At 58.8% G+C, this 22,536-nt stretch carries 19 protein-coding genes and 6 pseudogenes; 11 read left to right on the top strand and 14 right to left on the bottom strand.

Translation table 11 applies throughout. The annotated features are described in order from the left end of the window. Window positions 1-45 precede the first annotated feature (45 nt). From JHW44_RS17415 to JHW44_RS17405, 3 genes are read right to left on the bottom strand one after another with little or no spacing between them, the layout of a single operon-like run. A complete protein-coding gene (locus JHW44_RS17415; RefSeq protein WP_089345835.1) occupies window positions 46-450 on the bottom strand; it encodes a GtrA family protein in 405 nt (134 codons plus the stop codon). Beyond that, the gene (locus JHW44_RS17410) at window positions 450-1,451 is read right to left on the bottom strand and encodes a glycosyltransferase family 2 protein (protein WP_089345836.1); all 1,002 of its coding nucleotides are present in this window, start codon (window positions 1,449-1,451) and stop codon (window positions 450-452) included. The genes JHW44_RS17415 and JHW44_RS17410 overlap by 1 nt, the downstream gene beginning before the upstream one ends. Beyond that, window positions 1,448-2,971 carry an ArnT family glycosyltransferase gene (locus JHW44_RS17405; RefSeq protein ID WP_089345837.1) on the bottom strand — a complete coding sequence of 508 codons (1,524 nt, stop codon included), beginning with the start codon at window positions 2,969-2,971 and terminating at the stop codon, window positions 1,448-1,450. Before JHW44_RS17405 ends, JHW44_RS17410 begins: the two co-directional genes overlap by 4 nt. Window positions 2,972-3,118: 147 nt before the next feature. Here JHW44_RS17405 and JHW44_RS17400 point away from each other — a divergent pair, with 147 nt between their 5' ends. The 3 genes and pseudogenes from JHW44_RS17400 (at window position 3,119) to JHW44_RS17390 (ending at window position 6,852) form a co-directional block, all read left to right on the top strand. Beyond that, window positions 3,119-3,790 carry a response regulator transcription factor gene (locus tag JHW44_RS17400; RefSeq protein ID WP_089345838.1) on the top strand — a complete coding sequence of 224 codons (672 nt, stop codon included), beginning with the start codon at window positions 3,119-3,121 and terminating at the stop codon, window positions 3,788-3,790. A gap of 1 nt (window position 3,791) precedes the next feature. Further along, window positions 3,792-5,198 (top strand): sensor histidine kinase, encoded by a 1,407-nt coding sequence (locus JHW44_RS17395; RefSeq protein WP_272850364.1) that lies wholly within the window; start codon window positions 3,792-3,794, stop codon window positions 5,196-5,198. Window positions 5,199-5,505: 307 nt separating this feature from the next. After that, window positions 5,506-6,852: pseudogene (locus JHW44_RS17390) on the top strand (ISKra4 family transposase). A 24-nt stretch (window positions 6,853-6,876) separates the two neighbouring features. Here the strand turns inward: JHW44_RS17390 and JHW44_RS17385 are convergent. Then, window positions 6,877-7,266, bottom strand: a pseudogene (locus JHW44_RS17385) (transposase); the annotation flags it as partial. 94 nt (window positions 7,267-7,360) lie between these two features. Between JHW44_RS17385 and JHW44_RS17380 the strand changes: the two are divergent. Continuing rightward, window positions 7,361-7,531, top strand: a pseudogene (locus tag JHW44_RS17380) (IS6 family transposase); the annotation flags it as partial. A gap of 58 nt (window positions 7,532-7,589) precedes the next feature. Here JHW44_RS17380 and JHW44_RS17375 read toward each other — a convergent pair. Next, a complete protein-coding gene (locus JHW44_RS17375) occupies window positions 7,590-8,177 on the bottom strand; it encodes a TetR/AcrR family transcriptional regulator (RefSeq protein WP_089345840.1) in 588 nt (195 codons plus the stop codon). Between the two features lie 76 nt (window positions 8,178-8,253). Here JHW44_RS17375 and JHW44_RS17370 point away from each other — a divergent pair, with 76 nt between their 5' ends. The 6 genes and pseudogenes from JHW44_RS17370 to JHW44_RS17345 all read left to right on the top strand — a co-directional run. Continuing rightward, window positions 8,254-9,435, top strand: a complete 1,182-nt coding sequence (locus JHW44_RS17370; protein WP_089345841.1) for an efflux RND transporter periplasmic adaptor subunit — start codon at window positions 8,254-8,256, stop codon at window positions 9,433-9,435. A gap of 3 nt (window positions 9,436-9,438) precedes the next feature. After that, on the top strand, window positions 9,439-12,546 hold the full coding sequence (locus tag JHW44_RS17365) for an efflux RND transporter permease subunit (RefSeq protein WP_089345842.1): 3,108 nt from the start codon (window positions 9,439-9,441) through the stop codon (window positions 12,544-12,546). Then, window positions 12,543-13,901, top strand: coding sequence for an efflux transporter outer membrane subunit (locus JHW44_RS17360; RefSeq protein WP_089345843.1), 1,359 nt, complete (start codon window positions 12,543-12,545; stop codon window positions 13,899-13,901). Before JHW44_RS17365 ends, JHW44_RS17360 begins: the two co-directional genes overlap by 4 nt. A gap of 82 nt (window positions 13,902-13,983) precedes the next feature. After that, window positions 13,984-14,106 carry a hypothetical protein gene (locus JHW44_RS17355; RefSeq protein ID WP_272850363.1) on the top strand — a complete coding sequence of 41 codons (123 nt, stop codon included), beginning with the start codon at window positions 13,984-13,986 and terminating at the stop codon, window positions 14,104-14,106. Between the two features lie 33 nt (window positions 14,107-14,139). Next, a complete protein-coding gene (locus JHW44_RS17350; protein WP_218822619.1) occupies window positions 14,140-14,709 on the top strand; it encodes a DUF1499 domain-containing protein in 570 nt (189 codons plus the stop codon). Window positions 14,710-14,913: 204 nt separating this feature from the next. Continuing rightward, window positions 14,914-15,189 (top strand): annotated as a pseudogene (locus tag JHW44_RS17345) (ABC transporter transmembrane domain-containing protein); the annotation flags it as partial. A 36-nt stretch (window positions 15,190-15,225) separates the two neighbouring features. On the opposite strand, the pseudogene JHW44_RS17340 reads toward JHW44_RS17345, so the two are convergent. Beyond that, window positions 15,226-15,417, bottom strand: a pseudogene (locus tag JHW44_RS17340) (IS256 family transposase); the annotation flags it as partial. On the opposite strand from JHW44_RS17340, the pseudogene JHW44_RS17335 reads away from it, so the two are divergent. Beyond that, window positions 15,414-15,759, top strand: a pseudogene (locus JHW44_RS17335) (transposase); the annotation flags it as partial. The pseudogenes JHW44_RS17340 and JHW44_RS17335 sit on opposite strands and share 4 nt — an antisense overlap. A gap of 97 nt (window positions 15,760-15,856) precedes the next feature. Here the strand turns inward: JHW44_RS17335 and JHW44_RS17330 are convergent. From JHW44_RS17330 to JHW44_RS17295, 8 genes are all read right to left on the bottom strand, one after another. Then, window positions 15,857-16,858, bottom strand: coding sequence for a succinylglutamate desuccinylase/aspartoacylase family protein (locus JHW44_RS17330; RefSeq protein WP_089345845.1), 1,002 nt, complete (start codon window positions 16,856-16,858; stop codon window positions 15,857-15,859). Window positions 16,859-16,882: 24 nt separating this feature from the next. Then, on the bottom strand, window positions 16,883-17,278 hold the full coding sequence (locus tag JHW44_RS17325; protein ID WP_089345846.1) for a RidA family protein: 396 nt from the start codon (window positions 17,276-17,278) through the stop codon (window positions 16,883-16,885). Window positions 17,279-17,756: 478 nt separating this feature from the next. After that, on the bottom strand, window positions 17,757-18,080 hold the full coding sequence (locus tag JHW44_RS17320; RefSeq protein ID WP_089345847.1) for a 2Fe-2S iron-sulfur cluster-binding protein: 324 nt from the start codon (window positions 18,078-18,080) through the stop codon (window positions 17,757-17,759). Window positions 18,081-18,332: 252 nt separating this feature from the next. Continuing rightward, on the bottom strand, window positions 18,333-19,085 hold the full coding sequence (locus JHW44_RS17315; protein WP_089345848.1) for an amino acid ABC transporter ATP-binding protein: 753 nt from the start codon (window positions 19,083-19,085) through the stop codon (window positions 18,333-18,335). Between the two features lie 10 nt (window positions 19,086-19,095). Then, the gene (locus JHW44_RS17310; protein WP_218822620.1) at window positions 19,096-19,959 is read right to left on the bottom strand and encodes an amino acid ABC transporter permease; all 864 of its coding nucleotides are present in this window, start codon (window positions 19,957-19,959) and stop codon (window positions 19,096-19,098) included. A 122-nt stretch (window positions 19,960-20,081) separates the two neighbouring features. After that, window positions 20,082-20,912, bottom strand: coding sequence for a transporter substrate-binding domain-containing protein (locus JHW44_RS17305; protein ID WP_089345850.1), 831 nt, complete (start codon window positions 20,910-20,912; stop codon window positions 20,082-20,084). A 56-nt stretch (window positions 20,913-20,968) separates the two neighbouring features. Then, on the bottom strand, window positions 20,969-21,814 hold the full coding sequence (locus tag JHW44_RS17300) for an amino acid ABC transporter permease (protein WP_089345851.1): 846 nt from the start codon (window positions 21,812-21,814) through the stop codon (window positions 20,969-20,971). Window positions 21,815-21,945: 131 nt separating this feature from the next. After that, complete coding sequence (locus tag JHW44_RS17295) at window positions 21,946-22,536, bottom strand: carboxymuconolactone decarboxylase family protein (protein ID WP_089345852.1); 591 nt, start codon at window positions 22,534-22,536, stop codon at window positions 21,946-21,948.

The following is a 22,536-nucleotide window of genomic DNA, read 5'->3' as shown; positions in this document are numbered from 1 at the left end:
CGATTTTTCCCCGGACCACGGGTGGCAGGGAAGCGCTGCCCGGAATCAGGATGCGCGCCAGACCTGCGCCGCGGGCTGTGCCTTGCGAAAGGCCCAGTTCCGGCTGACGGTAAAGGAGAACAGCGCCGCGCATCCTGTGGCCGCAACCAGCGCGATGGCTTGTGTAACCATGCCGGTCCACAGCAGCAGCGCCAACAGCATTTCATTGACCGCGAAACCGGCGACAGCCACCAGAAGAAAGCGCCGCAGCGCGCGGGCCATCGGCATGTCGTGATCGGGGAAGGAAAACCCCGAATGGCCCAGAAAGCTGACCAGAAAAGCCACGAAAAAAGCAATCACATTGGCCGACAAGGTCTCCCAACCGCTGCCAATCAGGGTGACACCGATGGTCATGTGCAACAGGGTCGCCAGTGCTCCGACCAGCCCAAAGCGCAGAAACTGGGCCAGCATCACAACCCCCTTGGCGCCGAAACGACATCATCGGCGATGATGAATCCCGGCCTGCCCTTCACCTCGGTAAAGATGCGTGCCAGATATTCCCCCAGAACTCCAATCGAGATCAACTGCACGCCGCCCAGCAGGAAGATCGCCACCGTCAAGGTCGACCATCCGGGCACATCGACGCCGAAAATCAGCGTGCGGGCCGTGATCCACAGCCCATAGAGGATTGCCAGCGCCGCAATGGCAAAACCGATCCCGGTCCAGACCCGCAACGGCCAGTTAGTGAAAGAGGTCATGCCGGTCATGCCAAGGCGCATCAAACCACGAAATCCGAATTTCGACGTGCCGTTCTGACGCCGTTCCAGCTCGATCGGGACAGCGATCGAGCGGAAACCTACCCAGCCGTAAAGGCCCTTCATGAAGCGGTTGCGTTCGGGCAGCGCGCATAGCGCATTCACCACCTTGCGGTCCATCAGCCGGAAATCACGGGCGTCCGGCGGAATTTCCGTCTCTGCACCGCGATTGAGCAGCCAGTAGAACAGCCGGGTGAACAGCCGCTTGGACAGCCCCTCATCCGCGCGATGGGCGCGGGTCGCAAAGATCATCTCATAGCCTGCGGCGCGATGCTCCAGCATGGTTTTCAGATGACACAGAGGTTCCTGAAGATCGGCATCCAGAATGACCACCGCCGCCCCTTTCGAGGCCTGCAAGCCCGCCATGATCGCCTGTTCCTTGCCAAAATTGCGCGACAGCCGGATCACGCGGAGTGGCATCGCTCGGCCCGCCTGAATCGCGGTTTCGAAGGTTGCGTCGCTGCTGCCGTCGTCGATCAGGATGATTTCATGTCGCGCAACCAGTTGCCCGGCCTCGGCCTCGATCCGGCGCAGGGTCTCGGCAATATTGTCCTCTTCATTGAAGGCCGGAACGATGAAGGACAGATCGGGGACCGGTTCGGATGCAACCGAAGGGACGGGACGGATGCGGGCCATATTGGCGGATTTTCTGGTCATTGTTCTTCTTTCTCGCGCGGCTTTTCGACAAGCAGATGGCGGCGGCCATAGATTCCCATGTCGTCAAAATGCGTTCCGGTGATTGTGGTGATCTGGCTCAGAAATCGCGAGGGCACTGCGATGGCATCGCGCCGGTGATTGCTCAGCAGAGCGCGGATTTCGCCGGGGTCGCTGGCATGACCTGCCGTGCCACGGCTGTAGAATTCGCCCGAATAGCTGCGCCCACCCCAATAGGTCAGCGCCATATCCGGATCGATCTGGCGTTGTTTTTCGATCAGCATCAGCTCGGTCTTCGTAGTCAGCTTCGCGGGCGCGACCTGGGCGATGATCGCAACACCCAGATACAGGCCTGCCATGACAGTCAGGACCAGACCAACCGCCAGGCGCGTGGCCTGTCCCGGACGGCCCTGACTCTCGGCCCAAAGCGAGGTCAGCAGGATTGCGGCAGGGGGCAGTGCGGGCAGTGCATAGGCAGGCAGGATATTGGCCGCCGGAGTGAACAGGATCAGCGGCGACAGCGCCCAGAACGCCAGATAGGAATACCATCCTTGATCATCGCGGCGCAGCACCACCGCGACCGCCCGCGACCGCAACAGCAGCGCCGCGGCAAACAGGCTCCATGGCAGAAAGGCGCCTATCGCGAAAAGCCAGATCATTCCCTTCGGCTCGACATGTCCATTGCCGTAAAGATCGCCACTCCAGCCCGGTGCAAGAAACCGCTGAACATGTTCGCCAATAATGAAATAGCGCAGAAAACCGGGTGTCCTGATCTCGGCCGCCAGATACCAGGGCAGGCTGAGCATCCCCATCAGCAGCAGGCCGTTTTTCCATGGCAGGCCGCGCAGCAGATGCCAGCGATTGCCGATCAGCAGCCACAGAAACAGCGGAATGCCTGTCAACACCACGGCCACCGGTCCCTTGGCCAGCAAGCCGATGGCCAGACTGAGGAAAAACAGATGCCCCCAAAGCCGGCGATCCCGCGTGTTCTGCACGCTTCGGTAAAAGGCGATCATGCCAAGCGTGGTGCCCATCACCATGACCATATCGGTCATCACGAAGGCCGAAGCGCCAAAGAACAGCAGTGAAGAGCCCATGACAGCAACCGCCACCAGTCCCTGATCAAGACCCCGGTCGCGACGGACCCAACCCAGACAGAGCAACCCCGTGGCAATCGCGGTCAGAAAGATCAGGATGCGCGCGCCGAAATAGCCGACCCCGAACAGCTTCATGCCAAGGGCAGACAGCCATGTATGCAGCGGAGGCTTGCCCCAGAATGGCACGCCGACATCGAATTGCGGGTTGATCCAATCGCCCGAGGCCAGCATCTTGCGAGCGATCTCGATATAACGGGCTTCGGTGGTATCCGTCACCGGCAGCCACAGGATCACCAGCAGCCTGATTCCGATCAAGGCCAGCAGCATCGCGACCAGAAAACGCCTGTCGGTCCTGCCGATGGCAAAGGGCAACATCCGCGACAGGCGGTTCCGGCCAGATGTGAAATCCCGTTCCAACGCAACCATGGTTCGATCCAACTCTTGTTCTGATCGTGGTCTAGCGTCGGCGGAATCGTCGCAGCGTGGGCGTTTCTATACCAATCCGTAATCTTTCAATGATGGCCGCATAAGGTGGGATAGGCTATGACATGCGGACCAACGGAGTTGCGAAACATGCGCGTTCTGGTCGTCGAAGATGATGCCGAAACGGCGGATTACATCTGCTCTAGCCTGCAGGCGATGGGGCATGTCTTTGAACATGCGGCGGACGGCAAACAGGGGCTGTTCAGTGCGCTGGACAGCGATTTCAGCGTCATGGTCGTGGACAGGATGCTACCGGGTCTGGACGGCCTGTCCTTGGTGCGGGCGATCCGCAGCGCCAAGGTCGAAACGCCGATCCTGTTTCTCAGTGCAATGGGCGCGGTCAATGATCGCGTCGACGGGCTGGAGGCCGGGGCCGATGACTATCTGGTCAAACCCTTCGCCTTTTCGGAACTTTCGGCCCGCCTGACAGCTCTGGCCCGGCGTCCGCCGATTCAGACCCAATCAACACGTCTGATTGTCGCTGATCTGGAACTGGACCTTGCCAAGCACAGCGTCAAACGTGCCGGCGTGGCGATCAATCTGCAACCACGGGAATTCCGGCTGCTGGTCTATCTGATGCAGAATGCCGATCGCGTCGTGACCCGCACGATGTTGCTGGAGGCGGTCTGGGACTTCCATTTCGACCCCAAGACCAATGTCGTGGAAACCCATATCAGTCGGCTGCGCAACAAGATCGACAAACCATTCGACCAGGACCTGATCCACACTGTGCGCGGCGCGGGCTATTCCTGCCATGCATAGGATGCCACCCCGGCCCGCCGGATTGCGGCGAACCTCGTTCCGGCTGTCGCTGCAGTTTTCCTTTCTCTATGCGGTCCTGTCAGCCACGATCTTTCTCGGTGCCTATTGGATGACCGATTTCGAACTGCGTGACTGGATCTCTGACCGGATGCATTCGGATGCAAGGGTTCTGGCCCGCGTCTATGAAAGCAACGGGGCGGAGGCCCTGATCGACCGGATCGGCACGCTGACGGAAATCAATTTCGAGGAATCCCGCATTTTCCGCCTGACCGATCAGAATGGCAGGATTGTCGCCGGGAACATCCAAGCCATCGCCACCGATCAGACCGAAGGCTATTTGCCCGTTGGCGATGTCGCGCTGATCGCGGCACCACGTAATATCGAAGTGTCGGGCTATTGGCTGCTGCAATCGCAGATCGGACCCTATCTGTTGCTGCAAGGATCGGGCGACCATCTGATTGCCGAGATGCTGGAAGCCCTGCTTGGGGTGCTGTTCGCAGGTTACGTGATTGTCATCGGGCTGGGCCTGCTGGCCGGGGTCTGGATCGGGCGGATCACCGAAACACGCATTGCCGCGGTCTCGGACACGCTGGATCAGGCAGCCAATGGCGATCTGACGGCGCGTGTGCCTGACCGGGGTGGGGCGCGGGACGATCTGGCCTGGGTATCCTCGCGCATCAATGCCACGCTGGATCGCCTGCAGGCGCTGCTGGAAAGCCAACAGCAGATCTCGAATGACATCGCCCATGACATGCGCACCCCGTTGCAACGTCTGCGCCAGCGGCTGGAGCGCATGGAGACGCGCAATCCGCCCGACCCCGAGGACGCAAGCGCCGCGCTGCGCGAAACCGAGGAGATCATCTCGACCTTCAACGCGCTGCTGCGCATTGCCCAGATCGAGGCAGGCGAGCGGCGCGAGCGTTTTGCCGAGGTCGATCTGAACCAGATCGTCGAGACCGTGTTCGAGGCATTCGAACCGGCCGCCGAAGAGGCGAGGCAAAGCCTGTGCATGGTATCGGCCCCGGAACCGACAACCGTCTTCGGGGACCGCAATCTGTTGATGCAGATGGCGGCAAATCTGCTTGAAAACGCCCTGCGACACAGCCCTTCCGGGTCGCGGATCGAAATCGGCACGACGGCGGGGGCCGCTGGGGTCGGTTTCTGGGTCTCTGACAATGGCCCGGGCATTCCTGCGGGTGATCGCGAAAAGCTGTTCCGCCGTTTCTATCGTGGCGAACAGAGCCGCAGCAGCCAGGGCCACGGGCTGGGGCTGTCCATGGTCAAGGCCATCGCCGATCTTCATGGCGCAACACTGGTCATCTCGGACAACATGCCGGGGCTGCGCATGACCGCCAGCTTTTCGCCGCCCCAAGCCGCACGGGATGCCGCAGGCCCCATGCCCCGCTGACAGTCGCGCGCCCCTTCGTCGCATCTTCCCTGACCAAATCGCCGACGCGCCCGCACCGTCACTTGTGGTGCATCGCGGCCTTACTGCGTTGGCGCTGTCTCAAATTCATTCAATCCAGATGCCGAGTATGGGTTGTTTCCGGACATGGCTGATCCGCTGTAGCGATCTCTAGGCGGTGTTGACAAGAAAGGTTCCCTCTGCGTGGCGAGCGTGCTTCAAGCTGGTATCTGCGATGGAGACCAGCTTGGGGGAGTGGGCAAAACCTGGGGGTCTTTGTCCATGGTAGTTTCACAGCAGAGGAATTGCCATGGATGTGCGGATCATCTTCGAAGCGACATTTGAGAACGGAACCACAAGGAAGCGGCCCCTTGGACGCTTTTCCCGCCCCTTTCGAAGTACTCAGCCCGAGGGCTTCGGAATGCTGCTCGAAGATGCAAAATCCATGCTTTGGCCGTTGCAGCAAGAGATCCTCCTTGACCAGATCCAGCAGATCTCTGTGGCGAGCAGGGTTTGCCCTGAATGCAGTAGGGCCAGAGCGATTCATGACTATCGAACGAGGGTTCCGGACACATTGTTTGGCCGGTTTCAGGTCAAAGCGCCACGCATTCGCCGCTGCGCCTGCAATGCCAAATCTGACGCCGCCCTCGGTGGACCACTCTCACCGCTGACCCGTTTCTTCCCGGACCGATCAACATCTGAATTACGACGCCTTCAGGCAGAGCTTGGAGCGCGGCATTCGCTTCGAGAAGCCGCGCGTATCATGGAAATATTTCTGCCATGCGCCAAGCAGGTGAACACTTCGCTACGTAACCGCTTCGGCAAGATCGCCAGGGAAATCAACGACAGCGAGTATGCGGAATCTGCTGTTTCGTCCGCAGGAAAGAGTGCAGCTCCGCTGCCGGTCTTTCTGGACGGTGCGCATATTCGGAGCTGACCGGAATACCAAAAGAGGCACCTTGATTTTGTGGTCGGCGAGATCGAAAGCCCCCATATCTCCCGTCGCTTCGGGCTTGTTCAACAGGCCACTCGATCACCATCCGGGCAGTTACGGCAAGACCTTCAGGAAACTGGCTGGGACGGCGAGAGCCCGGTTACCGTGATTTCGGATGGAGAACCTGCCTTGCCCAATCTTGTGCGCTACGCCGTCGGTGGGCCGGTTCACCACATTCTCGATTGGTGGCACATCTCGATGCGGGTCAAACATGTCGAGAATGCTGTGAAAGGGCTGCTACAAGCCAAGGACTTCCCGGACATCCCGGTGTTGTTCGAACGGCCCGCAGAGCGGTTGCGATGGTATCTGTGGCATGGAAAGGTTCGAACGACCACAACGAACCGTAGATGGCTGATGACCGATTGCAAGCGGCTTTGCAGAGATGATCCCGAAGTGCGAGAAGCAGCCACCCTCATACAAGCGCGTTGTCGGGAACTCTACACTTATCTGGCAAACAATATGGATAGCCTGACCGACTATGGGAAGCCGTATCGAAATGGTCTTCCGACCTCTTCGTCCCGCACAGAAGGCTGCATGGACGACATCGGCAACACACGCATGGGAAAACGCCGGCGCATGAGATGGTCACCCACGGGCGCCCATCACGTCGCCGTAGTGTGGGTCGCCGTTCTCGACGGAAGATTGACCAGCGAGTACCGCTGAGCAGCAGCCTGCCCCCCCAAGTTTTGCCCACTCCCAATTGCCTGTGGACACGCCCTTGAGGTAGAGCCACGGCAGCAGTTCCTCGACCGATTTCGTCTTGCGAAGATACCGCGGCAGGATGCTGGGTGTGAAGGTGATCTTGTCATCGCCGATGCCACGATCCCGCACACGCGGCACTTTCACCGGCACCGGCCCAATGCTGGTCATCTCGCGTTCGGGTATGTGACGATAGCGCACCAAGCGGGCCCGCCCGTCCTCCAGCCTTTCCCCGGAGAAGGCGGCCATGAGCGTGGCCAGTTCCGCGTGGATCGCCTGTTCGATCAGCTTGCGCGCTCCATCGTGCAGGACGTCCGTGAATGGGTCAGGCGCAAATCCCGATGGATCAGGCAGTTGGGTGATGGTAGACTCTGACATGTGGCATATCCCTTTCTCAGCAGAGAACTGACGGCGCTTCGACACCGCCATGATATGCGGCCCCTCAGGGCATCACCAACTTTCGCGCGTTTCTCTGGGGCGGTTCAAATCACACGGACAGGCACAGAGATTTCTGGCAACACATGATCAGATCAACATCGTTTTTCGCCCACGACGCTATCAACTCTCCGCCATCTCATACCGCCACGCCGGGTTCGATGCTTTCAACCTCTGGAGAGGCTATGCTGGCGAAATGACCGCTTGACAGGCAGAGGCATCGCCCCTCTCAAATGGGCGGAAACAAGTTGGCAATTCCAGTGATATTACTTTGACGAGAATGCCAGAAGCTGGGATGCTTTGATCATCCCCTTCCAAATCTCATCAAAAGCGGCGGCAAGCGTCAAGTCGTCTGCATGCTCCCAGAGGTAAATCGTCCGTCCTATTGCATCAGTGATACTGCCGGCGAGTGAAGCAGCCGCTTGACGATCCTGCACGCGAGCATACAGGCATTCGGTCAGTTCCTGCCGGTGCTGGTTCAGGAAACCTTCAAGGATACCGCGGGCTTTTTCATTGGTTCGCAGGACAGCCCCGATCATCTTGAGAATGGCCTCATGTTCAGCCAATACCTTCATATGTTCGCCCAGAAACTGCCTCAAGTCCTCGGAAAGCGACCCTGTTCCTTCGCGTAAAGCCCTCTTGTGCTCCTCGAGAAACCCTGGCGGCGTCCCGATCGCAGCGGATTCCTTGTTCGTGAAATAGTTGAAGAATGTCCGCGTGCTGATGCCTGCTGCGGCAGCGATTTCTTCGGTGGTAACATGATCCAGACCATGCTGGACCGCCAACTCCAACGTGACAAACTGGATGTCGCGTGCGGTCTGTTGCCGCCGTCTCTCTCGTAACGAAAGCGTCATTTCTGCCCTTCTTGCGCACTATGCAATATTTGCCTATTAGGTATCGCTTATCCCGATAGTCAAGGATCAAAAGCGGATGAAGCTCAGCGTTTGGAAGATGATGGGTGCGGTCCTCACCGTGATAGGGGCTGCAACGATGGCGAATGGGCAACCGGCACCTGGCGGGGCACCTGGACCATCGGGGCCCACCGACGTCGGCGTCGTCGAAATGGCATTGCAGGACGTTCCGCGCCTCGTGACTTCGCCGGGGCGCGCCGTTGCGTTTCAGGAAGTCGAGGTTCGTCCGCGGGTGGGCGGGGTCATTCAGGAGATTCTTTATGCGCCCGATCAGCCGCTTGAGGTTGGTGACCCGCTGTTTCGGATTGACGATTCATCCTATGTCGCAGCCGAGGCTTCGGCCCGCGCCGATCTGGCGAAGGCAGAGGCGAATCTGCCGGTGGCGCAATCGGCATACGACCGGGCCGTACAACTGTCAGGTCGAGGCTATACCGAGGCCGAGGTCGAGGCCGCCCGCGCCAGCCTGCCCGAGGCCAAGGCGACGCTCGATGCTGCCAAGGCTGCATTGGAGCTGGCGCAGACCGAACTGTCCTGGACCACAATCAAGAGCCCGATCGCAGGGCGCGCGGATGTCGCGACCGTGTCTGTCGGCGATCTTGTGACGGCAGGACAAAGCGACGAAATGACCACGATCGTGCAATCCGATCCGGTCTATGTGGACATGATGGAAGCAAGTGCGCGCATCCTGTCCGTTCGCAAGGGGATTTCCGAAGGCGTGCTGGAACGGAACGATGTTCTGGAGGCGACCTTGCGGCTGGAAAACGGCGATGTGTATCGCGGCACCGGTCAACTGGTGACGACGGGAACCAATGTTTCTACCACGACCGGGACCGTGACCATCCGCTTTCAGTTCGACAATCCTGAACATGTGATCATTCCCGGCATGTTCGTGCGCGGCGAAATCATGATCGGCACGATGCAGGCCTATCTGGTGCCCCAGCGCGCGGCCTCGCGGGGGAATTCAGGCCAGTTGACGGCCTATGTCGTGGACGAGGATGGCACTGCGAGGCAGGTCACGCTGGAAGACGAAGGCAGCTACGAAAACTCATGGATCGTGCGCGAGGGTCTGAATGACGGCGATTTGCTGATCGTGGACGGGTTGTCATCCCTGCGGGACGGACAGGCCGTGACCCCTGTCGCCGCAACCATCGACGAGGACGGGGTTGCCCGCGATGCCGACGCCTCGGCTGCGAAGGACTGAACCATGGCCGCATTCTTTATCCACCGCCCGGTTTTCGCCTGGGTTCTGGCCATCGCGACCATGCTGCTGGGCGCCTACAGCATGCTCAGCCTGCCGATCTCGCAATATCCCGACATTGCCCCGACAACGGTGCGGATCAGCGCGTCCTACACGGGCGCTTCGGCCGAGACGGTCGAGAACTCGGTCACGGCCGTGATCGAGGACGGCATGACAGGACTGGATGGCCTGACATATATGACCTCGTCTTCCAGCGAGGGCGCAGCCAGCATCTCTCTGACCTTCGACGACAGCATCGATCCCGACATGGCGCAGGTGCAGGTGCAGAACAAGCTGCAGCTTGTCGAGTCGCAACTGCCTGACACCGTGACCAACAACGGGGTTTCGGTCACCCGCTCGACCAGCTCGATCCTGATGGTCGGGGCTCTGGTCAGCGAAGACGACCGCTATTCTTCTCTGGAACTGGGCGATATCCTCAGCAGCACCATCGAGGATGCCGTGCAGCGCACCGAGGGTGTCGGGTCGATCAATACATTCGGGACCCAATATGCAATGCGCATCTGGCTGGACCCGGAACGTCTGTATCAATATCAGCTGACGGCTTCCGATGTGACCTCGGCGGTCTCGGAGCAGAATACCAACGTGACCGTTGGCAGTCTTGGTGATCAGCCAGTCGTCAAGGGGCAGCAATTCACGGTATCCCTGTCCGCGCAGTCCCAGCTCGAGTCCATCGAGGACTTCCAGAACATCCTGCTGAAGACCGAATCTGACGGCTCGGCAATCTATCTGGCCGATGTGGCCACGGTTGAACTGGCCGAAGAGGACTATGGCAGTGTCAGCCGCTTCAACGGTCACCCCGCGGCGGGCTTTGCCGTCAACCTGTCCACGGGCGCAAATGCCGTCGACACTGCCGAGCGGGTCCGCGAGGTGATGAACGGTCTGTCTTCCGCCCTGCCGGAGGGGGTAAGCGTCGAATACCCTTATGACACCTCGCCCTTTGTCGAGGAATCCATCGAGCAGGTCTATCACACGCTGATCGAAGCGATCGTTCTGGTCTTTCTGGTCATCTTCCTCTTCCTGCAAAGCTGGCGCGCAACGATCATTCCGACCATTGCCGTGCCAGTGGTTCTGCTGGGAACATTCGGCGTGCTGTCGGCCTTTGGAATGTCGATCAACACCCTGTCGATGTTTGCGCTGGTGCTTGCCATCGGACTGCTGGTCGATGACGCCATCGTGGTGGTCGAGAACGTCGAGCGGGTGATGGAGGAAGACGGGCTGGACGCCGTTGCGGCCACGGAAAAAAGCATGGGCGAGATCTCCTCCGCGCTTGTCGGGATCGTGATGGTGCTGTCGGCAGTTTTCCTGCCCATGGCCTTCATGGATGGCTCGACCGGGGTGATCTACAAGCAGTTTTCGGTCACCATCATCTCGGCCATGGTCCTGTCGCTCTTCGTGGCGCTGATCCTGACGCCGGCGATGTGCGCACAGCTTCTTCGTCCAGGCCATGGCAAGGCCCCGGTGGCCCCGCTGCGCTGGTTCAACGACGGGCTGGATCGGCTGACGGGGGGCTACAGCTCGGTGGTGGCGCGGTCCTGTCGGCGGCCGTTCCGGATGCTGGTGGTTCTCTTCCTGGTCGGTTTCGGGGCCTATTGGGTCTATGATCGTCTGCCCAGCTCGTTCCTGCCGACCGAGGATCAGGGTGTTCTGATGGCCATGGTGGAATTGCCGCAAGGTTCGACCGTGCAGCAGACGCAATACACCATCGAACAGATCGAAAACTACATGCTGAACGAGGAATCGGATGTGGTGGACGGCGTGTTCGCCAATGTCGGTTTCAGTTTCAGCGGCTCGGGCCAGAATTATGGTATCCTGTTCGTCCGCCTCCGGGATTATGACGAACGTCCGGGCGTCGATGCAGCCGATCTGATGATGCGCGCGAACCAGAGGTTCTTTCAGTCGCGGCTGGGCAGTATCTTCGTGCTGCAACCCCCCGCCATTCCGGGTCTGGGCACCTCTTCCGGCTTCACGATGTATCTCGTGGATCAATCCGGCGCCGGACAGGAAGCGCTCAGCACCGCCGCGGATCAGCTTGTCGCAAAGGGGATCGCCGACGGCCGGGTCACCAATCTGCGCGGCAATGACGATGCCACCGAACCGGCCCTGAAACTGGTGATCGATCAGCAAAAGGCCGAAGCTCTGGGCGTCAGCCTGTCGGATGTGAACGCGATGCTCTCGACGGTCTTCTCCGGGTCATATGTCAATGACTTCCCGCTTGGGAACAATTTGCGCGAGGTGATCGTGCAGGGGGGCGCCGAATGGCGGATGCAGCCCGAGGACGTTGATCAATGGTATGTGCGCAATTCCAACTCGGAAATGGTGCCGCTCTCCGCCTTTGTCACCCGCGAGTGGGAAATGATCACACCGAAACTGGCCCGTTATGGCGGCACCCGCGCGCTGGAGCTTTCGGGCGAAGCAGCGGCAGGGATCAGTTCCGGCGATGCGATGGACCTGATGGAAGAACTGACCGCCGATCTGGATGGGTCTTATGCCGCCGCCTGGACCGGGCTCAGCTATCAAGAGCGACTTTCGGGTGATCAGGAGGCCATTCTCTACGCGATCTCGGCACTTGTCGTGTTCCTCTGTCTGGCTGCCCTGTATGAAAGCTGGACCGTGCCTTTCGCGGTGATGCTTTCGGTTCCGGTGGGTATCCTGGGCGCATTGGCGACAACATGGTATTTCGGCCAGTCGAATGACGTCTATTTCAAGGTCGGCCTGCTGACCACCATCGGTCTGGCCGCAAGAAATGCCATCCTGATCGTCGAGTTTGCCGAGTCCCTGCGCTCTGAAGGCAAAGCTTTGCTGGAGGCAACCGTTTCGGCGGCGCGTCAGCGATTGCGGCCGATCCTGATGACATCGCTGGCCTTCGGTTTCGGCATCCTGCCGCTGGTTCTGGCGTCCGGAGCAGGGGCCAATGCCCAGAAATCCATCGGAACGGGGATGCTGGGCGGGATCATCTTTTCGGCGGCCATCGGCATCGTGATGGTTCCGGTCTTTTATGTCGCCGTGGTCAAAGCCACGGAACTCTTGCGCACCCGACGGGAGGTCGCCCAATGAAACTTCATCACCTGACCATTGGCCTGCTGGTTGCAGGTTGTGCCGTCGGCGCCGATTATCAACGCCCCGAGGTTGACTTGCAGACCCGCTTCGCCGGGGGCAATGCCGAGGCGATAGGTGCCGTGGCCGCCGAGGAGTGGTGGTTGAGCTACAAGGATTCCACATTGAACGGGTTCGTCAAGCGCGGGCTGGTGCAAAACCTTGATGTGCTGTCGGCCACCGAGGCCATCCGGCAGGCCCAGGCCGAGTTGCGCATGACCGGGATCAATGCCGCCGTAGACGGTTCCCTGTCAGGATCGGTCACGAAATCTGGTGGTGACGGAACGGGCGGCACCAGCACCATCGACAGCGGCGATCTGGGTGCCTCGATGGTCATCGACCTGTTCGGCGGCATCCGGCGTGAACGCGAAAGCGCCATGGCCTCGCTGACAGCTGCACGGGCCGAGGCCGAGACAATCAGGCTTGCATGGCTGGCCGAACTGCTCTCGGCCTATTCGGATGCGCGCTACTACCAAGAGGTGATGGCGCTGACCCGCAAGACGATCAATGCGCGCAAGGAAACGGTCAATATTACCCGCAGCCAGTTCGAGGCAGGTGCGGCGACCGAATATGAGGTTGCAGAAGCGCAGGCCCTGCTTTCGACGGCACAGGCCAGCCTGCCGCAATACTCGGCCCTGTTCGATGCGAATGTCTATGCCATCGCGACACTGCTGAACGAGCCCGCAGGCCCGATCATGACACAGATGCAAAAGGGTTCGCCGCAATTGTCCACACCGGGGGGCGGGCGCACCGGCGTGCCCGCAGACCTGTTGCGCAACCGTCCCGACGTACGCCGCGCCGAAGCCGATCTGGCCGCTGCGGTGGCCGAGATCGGCGTGGCGGAGGCGGCGCTTTACCCGTCGCTGTCCCTGACAGGCACGGTTGGCCGCAGCGAGGGCGCGGATGCGTGGAGCTTCGGCCCGCAATTGTCGCTTCCCGTGCTCAATCAGGGAAAATTGCGCGCATATCGCGATGCACAGATCTCTGCGGCCAGACAGTCCGAGATCTCGTGGCGTGCGTCCGTTCTGGAAGCGTTGGAAGACGTGCAGACCGCCCAGTCGAACCTGACCCGCTATCGGCAGCGGGCGACATTGTTGAGAAAGGCGGCACAGGATTACGGGCACGCCCTGGAACTGGCGCAGCAGAATTATCGAAACGGCGCAATTACCCTGTTGGACCTGCTGGAGACCGACAGGAACACCGACTCGGCACGGATCTCTGCCGCGTCAGCAGTGAATGATGCCGCGAAAGCCTGGGCAACCTTGAAGATTGCCACGGGTGCAGGGGCGGGTGCGACGGGGGCTGCAGAGAATTGATCCTCGTCGATACAGCGAAGGCGGATGCAGGGCAAAGACGGCCTGCGCAACGGAAACGGCTGGTGAAAGGCCTTTGAGACCGATGAAACATTCTGGAAAAGTCGCACTTGTCCTTGCCCTGCTTGGCGCAATTGTGGTGGCGCTGATGCTGTTCGGCGCGCGACTGGGGCTGTGGGAACCACTGACGGGCTTCGGGCTATATTGAAGCTGTCTCAACCCTCTTGGGTTGGTGATTCTCGTGGCGGGCCTTGTGGCGCTGATCTCGTCACTCATTCGACGAGAAAAGGGCGAGATACTTGCAGCCGCGGTTGCCGCGCTTGTCGGGTTGGCATGTCTGACACCGCTGATGATGACGACAATCAACCCTCAGCCACGCGCGGCCCCAATCCATGACATCACCACGGATATGGTCAATCCACTGTCCTTCGAGGTTCTCGATGACAGCCGGGCAGGGGCCCGCAACAGTCTTGCCTATGGCGGGCCGGAAGTGGCGGCAGTTCAGGCAGAGGCCTATCCCGATATTGCTCCGATCACCACTGCCCTGACGGCAGATGACGCCTATCAGCGGGCGCTGACCATCGCGCAGGACTTGGGTTGGGACATCGTTGCCTCGGATGCCGAGCGTCGGCGCTTTGAAGCGACGGCCCGCACCTCGGTATTCTACTTTGCAGACGATGTCGTTCTTGCAGTGACCCCGCTTGAGAATGGCAGTCGCATTGATCTGCGCAGCGTATCCAGAGTCGGAAAGAGCGACCAAGGCGTCAACGCCGCGCGCATTCGTGCGTTCCAGCAACAGTTCCGCCAATGACCCGACTTCTCGCCATGCTCATCAGCGAGACGCACCGCGACCGGTCTTGATAGAATGTGCACACCGCCATGCATGATGCAATGAAAGCCGCCCGTGATGGCGCTCCCGTCTCGAACGCACCAACATGGCGCGAAAAATTCCTGAAGTATAAATGGGTCCTTATCGCCCTGTTACTGAGCCAGGCGGGCCAGGTTACCGCTTCTCTTGCCCAGTTTCAGTGCCGATATCATCGACAGCGGGATAGGGGCCGCCGACATTTTAGCCATTCAGCACTATGGCGGGCTCATGGGGGGCGCCGCCGGGGTTCAACTCGTGTTGAGCGCCGCGGGTGTCTTTCTCGGTGCATCCATTGCCTACCGCATCGGCCAAAGCCTTCGCGCCGATATGTTTGGCAAGGTGCACAGCCTCGCCTTGTCGCAGGTTCAGAGCTTTACTGTCGGCTCGCTCAACACCCGCTGCACCAACGATGTGCTGCAGGTTCAGTCGATGTTGATCATGGCTCATCGCGGTTGCGGTCCCGGCCTGGATACTGCGTTCCGGCCCGTAACCATGCCGCACAACCCGCTGACGGCCGTCCGGCAGAACCTCTCCGGCATGTTGCGCAACGAAGGCGTCAGCCTCGGCCCGCAACGCAGCCGCCAGCATCCGGCGCGCCCCGTCACGGGCGATCTCGGTCAGCGCGTCATCAACAGATTCCGGCTGACGCAGAGGCCGCCTTCGACTTCTTTGTCGAGACCTACGGCGTGAAATGGGACAGGGCGGTCGCCAAGCTGGACAAGGACCGGGACACGTTGCTGACCTTCCATGACTACCCGGCTGAACATTGGAAGCACATCCGGACGTCAAATCTGATCGAAAGCACCTTCGCCACCGTCCGGCATCGCACCAAGGGATGCCTCAACCGCAAGACCGGGCTGGCGTGTGGCCTTCAAGCTGATGATGTCGGCGCAGAAGAAATGGCGAAAACTCGACGGTCAAAACCGCCTGCCCGAGATCATCCAGGGGATCGAGTTCCGCGACGGGATCCGCCAGCTTCAAGATGCCGCCTGATCAAGCGTCACCAGCTTCTGCGCATATCTCGACGTAGAATTCTGCCGCATATTCCGTTTGGTCAACACATGTCATGCCAACCTGCAAACTCTACGAGTTAAACTGACAATACCTCCTGGACAACAAGCATCAACATGTCGCCGCGGTGGACATAGCCACGGTTAGTATGAGCCAGAACAAAGCCATCTTGGCCAAAACGGATATCTTCTGAAGGCCGGCGCGGTTCTGAGATGTAGTGAAATCGTCCGGCGACTTGCCCCGCTTTGACATGTTCACCGGCGCTGACCATGCGGTCGAAGACCCCCTCGCCCTGTGCAAACAGGCTGTGATCCTGCGCGGTGATCTCTACCCGTTTTGGATCAGTGAATGACGGCGGCGTCCCGGCCAGAACCCCAATGTGGCGCAGCACCGCGTAAAGTCCCTTCTCGGCAGCTGCTGTGATAGCGGGATCGACGCCTCCGCCGCCGCCCAACTCGGCCGCGATCATTGGCACTCCGGCTCGCTCGGCCGCAGAGTTCAAAGATCTTGCATCGTTGAACCGGCCGAGCACCCATATCAGAGGCAGGCCGAAAGCCTTTGCAAGATCGATGTTGCGGGCAAAAAGCTCTGTATCTTCGGTGCGGGTGGCCAGGGCGCAAGCCGCAAACACGGAAGCCTTGCCACCGGAATGCAAATCCACCGCCGCATTCGCCATGGGCAGCAATTCCGTTTCCACATAATAGGCGATCTGATCGGTCACCCCGCCCAATGGATCGCCCGGAAAAGCCCGGTTAAGATTGGCGTTATCCAGGGGTGACACCCGACTTGATTGCCGAACGGCCGGGGCGTTCAGACCGGGGACCAAGATGATCTGACCCGCAATCTGGTCAAGGGGCAGATCGGAAGCCAAACGCATCATTGCCGATGGCCCCTCGAACTCGTCGCCGTGCGTCCCCCCAAAGATCAGCACAACCGGGCCTTGGCCGTTTTTAATGCTGATAATGGGAACGAGATGAAATCCCAGAGGGATCGAATTGTCCGACCATTTTACCCGCAGGTCCCCAACATGCTTCCCGTCCTTGGAAAAATCTATCGTCGCAGTTACTGCGCTTTTAGTCATTTCATGCCTCGCAGTTCCTATACTTCAGTCGTCAATTATTGCCATCGCATCTATTTCGACCAGCATGGAAGGATCCGCCAATCCTTGAACCACCACTCCTGTCGAACAATGATGAACGCCTTCGAACCATTCATTGATTGCCGCATAGACCGGAGCGCGATAGGAAATATCCGTAACGTAAACGGTCAGCTTGCAAACGTCTTTGAGTGAGCCGCCCGCTTCTTCCATCCACCGTTTGATATTGCGACACGCCTGATGGGCCTGTGCACCAGGATCACCCTCACCGATCAGCGTGCCATCCAGCAAGGTGCCGACCTGGCCCTGCATGAAAACAAAATCTCCTTTAGCACGAATGGCTTTGGAATATTTTGCAACGGCGTGATAACGCGTTTCATAAACGTGAATGTTCTGTCTCGGCATTTGAACCTCTCTTTCAGGTGAAGGGCAATCATATTGCCCCGAACAACACTTTTAATTTCAAGTTCCTCGTAATTATCAGAATTAAGGAAATGAAAAATATATCGCACACTTACTCGCTATATGCAGAAAATTAATATTATCAAGATATATTTAGAACAACAATCACATGAATAAAATCATCTTGCACGCCATTTTGAATGCCAAATGCATATTATGAGACCAAATTCATTCATATGCATCTTGCATGACGCCTGCAGACCGGAAAGATCTGGAACCTTCTTTGTGAGGATATTGAGGAAGATCCTCAATCAGTTCTACCCAACCCCGGGTTTGCCAGTTTGACTCGGAAAAAGATTGGCGCGCGGCGCCAAACGCCTTTCTCGCGGGGGCGAGCAGGAATTATCGGGTGCCGTCGGTTCAGCACCGAGGCCATCACCTCACCTTATGGCAAGCCGCACCCGTTGTGGTGATCATATGATCATATCTGCCTTTCGGGCACTTCGACAACGAGCCCATCCAGCGCTTCGCTGACCTTGATCTGGCAGGTCAAGCGCGAGCGCGTCGAGTCGGGCTCATGGGCAAATTCGAGCATGTCTTCTTCCAGCTCTTCTGCCGACGGCAGCTTCTCTATCCAGTCAGGATGGACATAAACATGGCAGGTGGAGCAGGCGCATGCGCCACCGCAATCGGCTTCGATGCCAGGGACATTGTTGTCTCGGGCGCCTTCCATGACGCTTTGCCCTGCGGGAACATCAACGACATGCTCTGTTCCCCCGTATTCTACATAAGTGATTTTCACCATCTCTTGCTCTTTCGTTAAAATCGTCGGCAGGCCTGACTTGCCAAACGACAACCTTCATTGCGTCTTGCGACGAAAGCCCACCTATCACGCACGAAGCCCAAGAGGTCGGCGGCATCAGTTGAGGCTTCACCAGCTTTCCGAGAAGTTCACCAAACTCGCTCTGCCATGTGCCGACCGTGTAGATGAGCCGGAAGGACATATGTCCGGGGCAAGCTTCGACCAGAAAGCCAAATCAGGGACCATCCACCTTTCTCAATGGCCCAAGAGCTGCCCTAGAAACAGCTGGGCGCGTTCCGTTTTAGGGGCGCTGAAGAATGCTTCCGGCTCTGCGATCTCGACAATTTCGCCCGCATCCATAAAGACAACCCGGTCGGCAACCTTTCGGGCAAAGCCCATCTCGTGGGTCACGCAGATCATCGTCATTCCCTCATCCGCAAGTTCGGCCATGACATCCAGAACCCCGGCGATCATTTCAGGGTCGAGCGCGGATGTCGGTTCATCAAACAGCATGATCTTCGGCTGCATGCACAGGGCCCGCGCGATAGCCACTCGCTGCTGTTGCCCACCTGAAAGCTGAGAAGGAAATTTGTCGGCCTGTTCGGCGATATGAACACGCTTGAGATAGTGCATCGCCCGCTCACGGGCCTCGTCGCGTGAAACTCCCAGATTGCGGATCGGGCCTAGGGTAAGGTTGTTCAGGATGCTCAGATGCGGGAACAGGTTGAAGCCCTGGAAAACCATGCCGACGTCACGGCGGATCTGCGCGATATTCTTCATGCCCGGCTTCACCTCGACGCCGTCGACAAGGATGCGGCCATGTTGATGCGCTTCAAGCTGATTGATGCAGCGGATCACCGTGGATTTCCCCGACCCGGAAGGGCCGCAAATCACGACCTTTTCGCCCGCTGCCACCGACAGGTTGATATCGTGGAGCGCACTGAAAGTCCCATACCATTTGCACAACTGGCTTATCTCAAGCAGCGGACCGGTGGTTGTATCAAGCATCGGATATCTCCTAGCGGCGTGTCTTGGAAGCACGCCGTTCAAGCGTGCCGAAAAACAAGGCAAAGCTGTAGCACAGCACGAAATAGATCCCGCCAACCAGGATCCAGGTCTCGAAAACCTTCGTGGTGGTGGCAGCAACTTCGGTGGCCATGAAAGTAAGTTCCTGAATCGAGATCAGCGACACGATCGCAGAGTCTTTGATCAGGGTAATGAACTGCCCGGCCAGCGGCGGCAGGATCCGGCGCAGGGCTTGTGGCAGGATGACGTCGCGCAGCACGTTGAAACGAGACAGTCCAATGGCGCGCGCTGCCTCCCATTGACCCTTGGCAATGGATTGGATCCCGGCGCGCACGATCTCGGTGATATAGGCACCCTCGAACAACGCCAGGCACAGCGCACCGGCAAGGAAGTTCGGCAGTAGCTGCGGATCGCCGAACAACAGGCGGAACACACGATTGTCCACCGCAGCATTGTCCGGGTTGATATTATCGATCCCCATCGCCGGAAACATCTGGCTGGAGACGAAGAAATAGAAGATGAAGATGAACACCAGCGGCGGCAGGTTGCGGATCAGTTCGACATAGCTGCGGCTGAGAATCCGCAAGGTGAGATTGTCGCTGGTCCGCCAGAGCCCCATCACCACGCCGAAAACGCTGGCCAGGACGGTCCCCCAGACCGCAAGTCGCAGCGTGGTCGCAAGACCATACAGCAGCAGGTTGGCGGCATATTGGCCGGTCTCGTCATCCACGCGCAGGATATAGCTCAGGACCCGTGACCAGTCCCAATTGTAGACCAGCACCTCATTGACCCGGTAGACCGCGAAGACAATAAGCCCCAGCACCGCGCTGAATGCCAAAATGTCAATCAATGTCATCCGCTTCCTGGCCGGCGGCGGCGGGGTGGCGTTGCGTTCCATGGTTCTTTGTCCTCGCTTGGCGGAGGCGGCGCGCAAGTTACCTCGTGCGCCGGCTATGGCTTGTCGGGTTCAATCGCAGATCAGTTGGATCCGATCTGTTCTTCCCAAGCGGCTTTGTTCTTGAACCAATAGTCATGACGCTCGTCGATCCATCCGTCCGACGTGCGGAACAGAATCCAGTTCGAAAAGAAGTTGAGAGCATCTGCGTCGCCCTTGCGCAGGCCGAAACCTTCGTTGCCTCTGGTCAGGTTCTCGCCATCATTGGCCATGAAGATCTTGTCCGGCGTGTCAGCAGCATAAAATGTCGGTTTCGGCGCCGAGGAAACGATCGCATGGGCATTCCCGTTCGCAACCTCCTGAAAGGCCTGGGCTTCGTCGTCAAACTGGCGCAGCGTGGCCTTGGGGAAACGTTTCGGGATGAAGTCGCAGGGCGTCGCGCCACGGCGACACACCAGAGTCACACTGGAATCATTGTAGTCGTCCAGCGAGGTGAAGTCGCCTGCAAGTTCGATATTGCTGGCCATTTGCTGGCCCGAATGGGCATAGGGAATGGTGAAATTGATCGTCATGTTGCGTTCCGGCGTGATCGAGAGACCACCGATGATCACATCGAACTTCTTGGCCAGAAGTGCCGGCACGATACCGCCCCAGGCAGTGGGAACGAACTCGACTTCCACTCCCATATCCTCGGCCAGCTTGCGGGCCACATCGACCTCGAAGCCGATCAGATCTCCCGATTTGTCGCGCATCGCCCATGGCACAAAGGTCGACAGCCCGACCCGCAGCTTGCCTCGCTGCGCGATTTCCTCGACCAGTCCCTGCGCGTGCAGTTGCGACGAGGTCGCTCCTAGCGTCGTCACCGCCAACGCGGCGGCAACCACAATCCCTTTCAAAGCTCCGAAATATTTCATTTTATATTCTCCACTGTTGGATCGTTGATCGCTGACCCTGCCAGGGCTTCCCGGCGTCAGCGTTTATTTTTGTTTAGGAAGACTTCGAGGACGCTCACCCCAACCGAGAGCGAGATCGTGACGGCAAGATAGATGCCCGCGACCAGAAACCAGACCTCGAATGCCATGAAAGTGTCCGAGATCAAGTTCAGACCTGCGGTCGTCAGTTCAGATACCGCGATGACACTGACGATCGCCGAATGTTTGATGAGAGAGATCATCACCCCGGTCAAGGGAGGCAGGATCATCGGAAGTGACTGCGGGATCACCACATGGCGAAACTTGTTGTAGCGGTTCAGCCCGATTGCATCGGCGGCTTCATATTGGCCGCGATCAACCCCGACGATACCCCCGCGAATAATTTCCGAGGCGAATGATCCCTCGAAAAAAGACAGGCACAGCACGCCAGCCCAAAACCGGTCGATCCCGAAAATTGGCGCCAGCACAAAATAGAACAGAAACAGCTGCACCAACAGCGGCGTATTTCTGATGGCCTCGAGATAGACTTTCGAGATGACACGACCAGATATCGAATCCGACAATCGCATCAGCGCGGTCGCAAGGCCGATGGCAATGGTAATCACGCCGCTTAATGCCGCCAGCTGCAAGGTGACCATCAGCCCCTTGATCAGCGGCCCCCAGATCAGTTCGCCATCAATCACACGGTAGAAGAACGGCTGGATCCGGTACCATTGCCAATTGTATTCCATCGACTGCGCGCCACGCCAAATCAGCAGCGCAAAAAGACCAAGCACCAGGACGGCCTGGCATATCTGCCAGATCGCGCGGCTCAGCCCGCGCAGGTCCGGTCCTCTGGACTCGCGGATGCGCGATATCTCGATCCTCTGCGCCTGCATCGTCATTCCTTTCCTGAAGCACAACCATGATCGTCCGGCTTGCAACGCCTTTCGTCGCCAAGCCTGATCAAAGTCTATGTAGATTTATCGGTGGATCGGTATCGCCAAGAACTACTAAGCTCCATAAGATTTGCTAATCACATTTTGCTTGTTTCTTGGGCATAATATCCAACGACATCTCCCTCGGTGGACACTCCAAGACCGTTCAGCAACCGGTTGGCATAATTGAAGTAACCGATGATCTGATTGGCTTCGAGGATCTCTCCATCGCTCAATCCGGCCTGGCGCAGCACTGTCACATCGGGTTCGACCATCTCGCCCGGACGCAGGGTCAGCTTCTCGGCATAGCGCATCAAGGCCAACTCGCGTCCTTCGAAAACCGTTTCGGGGCGTCGCGCGTGAAGAGCGGCCTCGATCGCATCTGCTCGGCTTTCATTGCCGATCAGATGCCGGGCATTGGCCCAATGATTGGCCAGTGAATAGGGGCAGTTGTTGAGAATCGAGACATAGGAGCTGACACATTCCTGCAGCCACATCGGCAACGTGTTGGCCGGATCATGCAAAGCCGCGCGATACAGCACAACATGCCCCCTCATCGTGTTTGGGCGCAAGGAATGCACCCGCATCACGTTGTCAACTGTGCCATGCGGGGTACGCGCCAGTTGCAACACCTGCTGCAAGTCCGGGTCGGCATCCTCGTCAGAGATCATTTCAATCCAGGCTGACAT

Source organism: Paracoccus seriniphilus, assembly GCF_028553745.1.
GTDB classification, from domain to species: Bacteria; Pseudomonadota; Alphaproteobacteria; order Rhodobacterales; family Rhodobacteraceae; genus Paracoccus; species Paracoccus seriniphilus.
Note: the sequence above shows the minus strand (reverse complement) of the source record. Positions and strands in the feature narration are given on the sequence as shown.

Bases quoted from the DNA above. Each gene is read 5' to 3' on its own strand.
- JHW44_RS17325 (WP_089345846.1), bottom strand. From the start codon at position 17,278: ATGCCGAGACAGAACATTCACGTTTATGAAACGCGTTATCACGCCGTT.
- JHW44_RS17295 (WP_089345852.1), bottom strand. From the start codon at position 22,536: ATGTCAGCCTGGATTGAAATGATCTCTGACGAGGATGCCGACCCGGAC.
- JHW44_RS17370 (WP_089345841.1), top strand. From the start codon at position 8,254: ATGAAGCTCAGCGTTTGGAAGATGATGGGTGCGGTCCTCACCGTGATA.
- JHW44_RS17315 (WP_089345848.1), bottom strand. From the start codon at position 19,085: ATGCTTGATACAACCACCGGTCCGCTGCTTGAGATAAGCCAGTTGTGC.
- JHW44_RS17405 (WP_089345837.1), bottom strand. From the start codon at position 2,971: ATGGTTGCGTTGGAACGGGATTTCACATCTGGCCGGAACCGCCTGTCG.
- JHW44_RS17410 (WP_089345836.1), bottom strand. From the start codon at position 1,451: ATGACCAGAAAATCCGCCAATATGGCCCGCATCCGTCCCGTCCCTTCG.
- JHW44_RS17355 (WP_272850363.1), top strand. From the start codon at position 13,984: ATGAAACATTCTGGAAAAGTCGCACTTGTCCTTGCCCTGCTTGGCGCA.
- JHW44_RS17300 (WP_089345851.1), bottom strand. From the start codon at position 21,814: ATGACGATGCAGGCGCAGAGGATCGAGATATCGCGCATCCGCGAGTCC.
- JHW44_RS17360 (WP_089345843.1), top strand. From the start codon at position 12,543: ATGAAACTTCATCACCTGACCATTGGCCTGCTGGTTGCAGGTTGTGCC.
- JHW44_RS17400 (WP_089345838.1), top strand. From the start codon at position 3,119: ATGCGCGTTCTGGTCGTCGAAGATGATGCCGAAACGGCGGATTACATC.
- JHW44_RS17395 (WP_272850364.1), top strand. From the start codon at position 3,792: ATGCCACCCCGGCCCGCCGGATTGCGGCGAACCTCGTTCCGGCTGTCG.
- JHW44_RS17305 (WP_089345850.1), bottom strand. From the start codon at position 20,912: ATGAAATATTTCGGAGCTTTGAAAGGGATTGTGGTTGCCGCCGCGTTG.
- JHW44_RS17330 (WP_089345845.1), bottom strand. From the start codon at position 16,858: ATGACTAAAAGCGCAGTAACTGCGACGATAGATTTTTCCAAGGACGGG.
- JHW44_RS17365 (WP_089345842.1), top strand. From the start codon at position 9,439: ATGGCCGCATTCTTTATCCACCGCCCGGTTTTCGCCTGGGTTCTGGCC.
- JHW44_RS17310 (WP_218822620.1), bottom strand. From the start codon at position 19,959: ATGACATTGATTGACATTTTGGCATTCAGCGCGGTGCTGGGGCTTATT.
- JHW44_RS17375 (WP_089345840.1), bottom strand. From the start codon at position 8,177: ATGACGCTTTCGTTACGAGAGAGACGGCGGCAACAGACCGCACGCGAC.
- JHW44_RS17415 (WP_089345835.1), bottom strand. From the start codon at position 450: ATGCTGGCCCAGTTTCTGCGCTTTGGGCTGGTCGGAGCACTGGCGACC.
- JHW44_RS17320 (WP_089345847.1), bottom strand. From the start codon at position 18,080: ATGGTGAAAATCACTTATGTAGAATACGGGGGAACAGAGCATGTCGTT.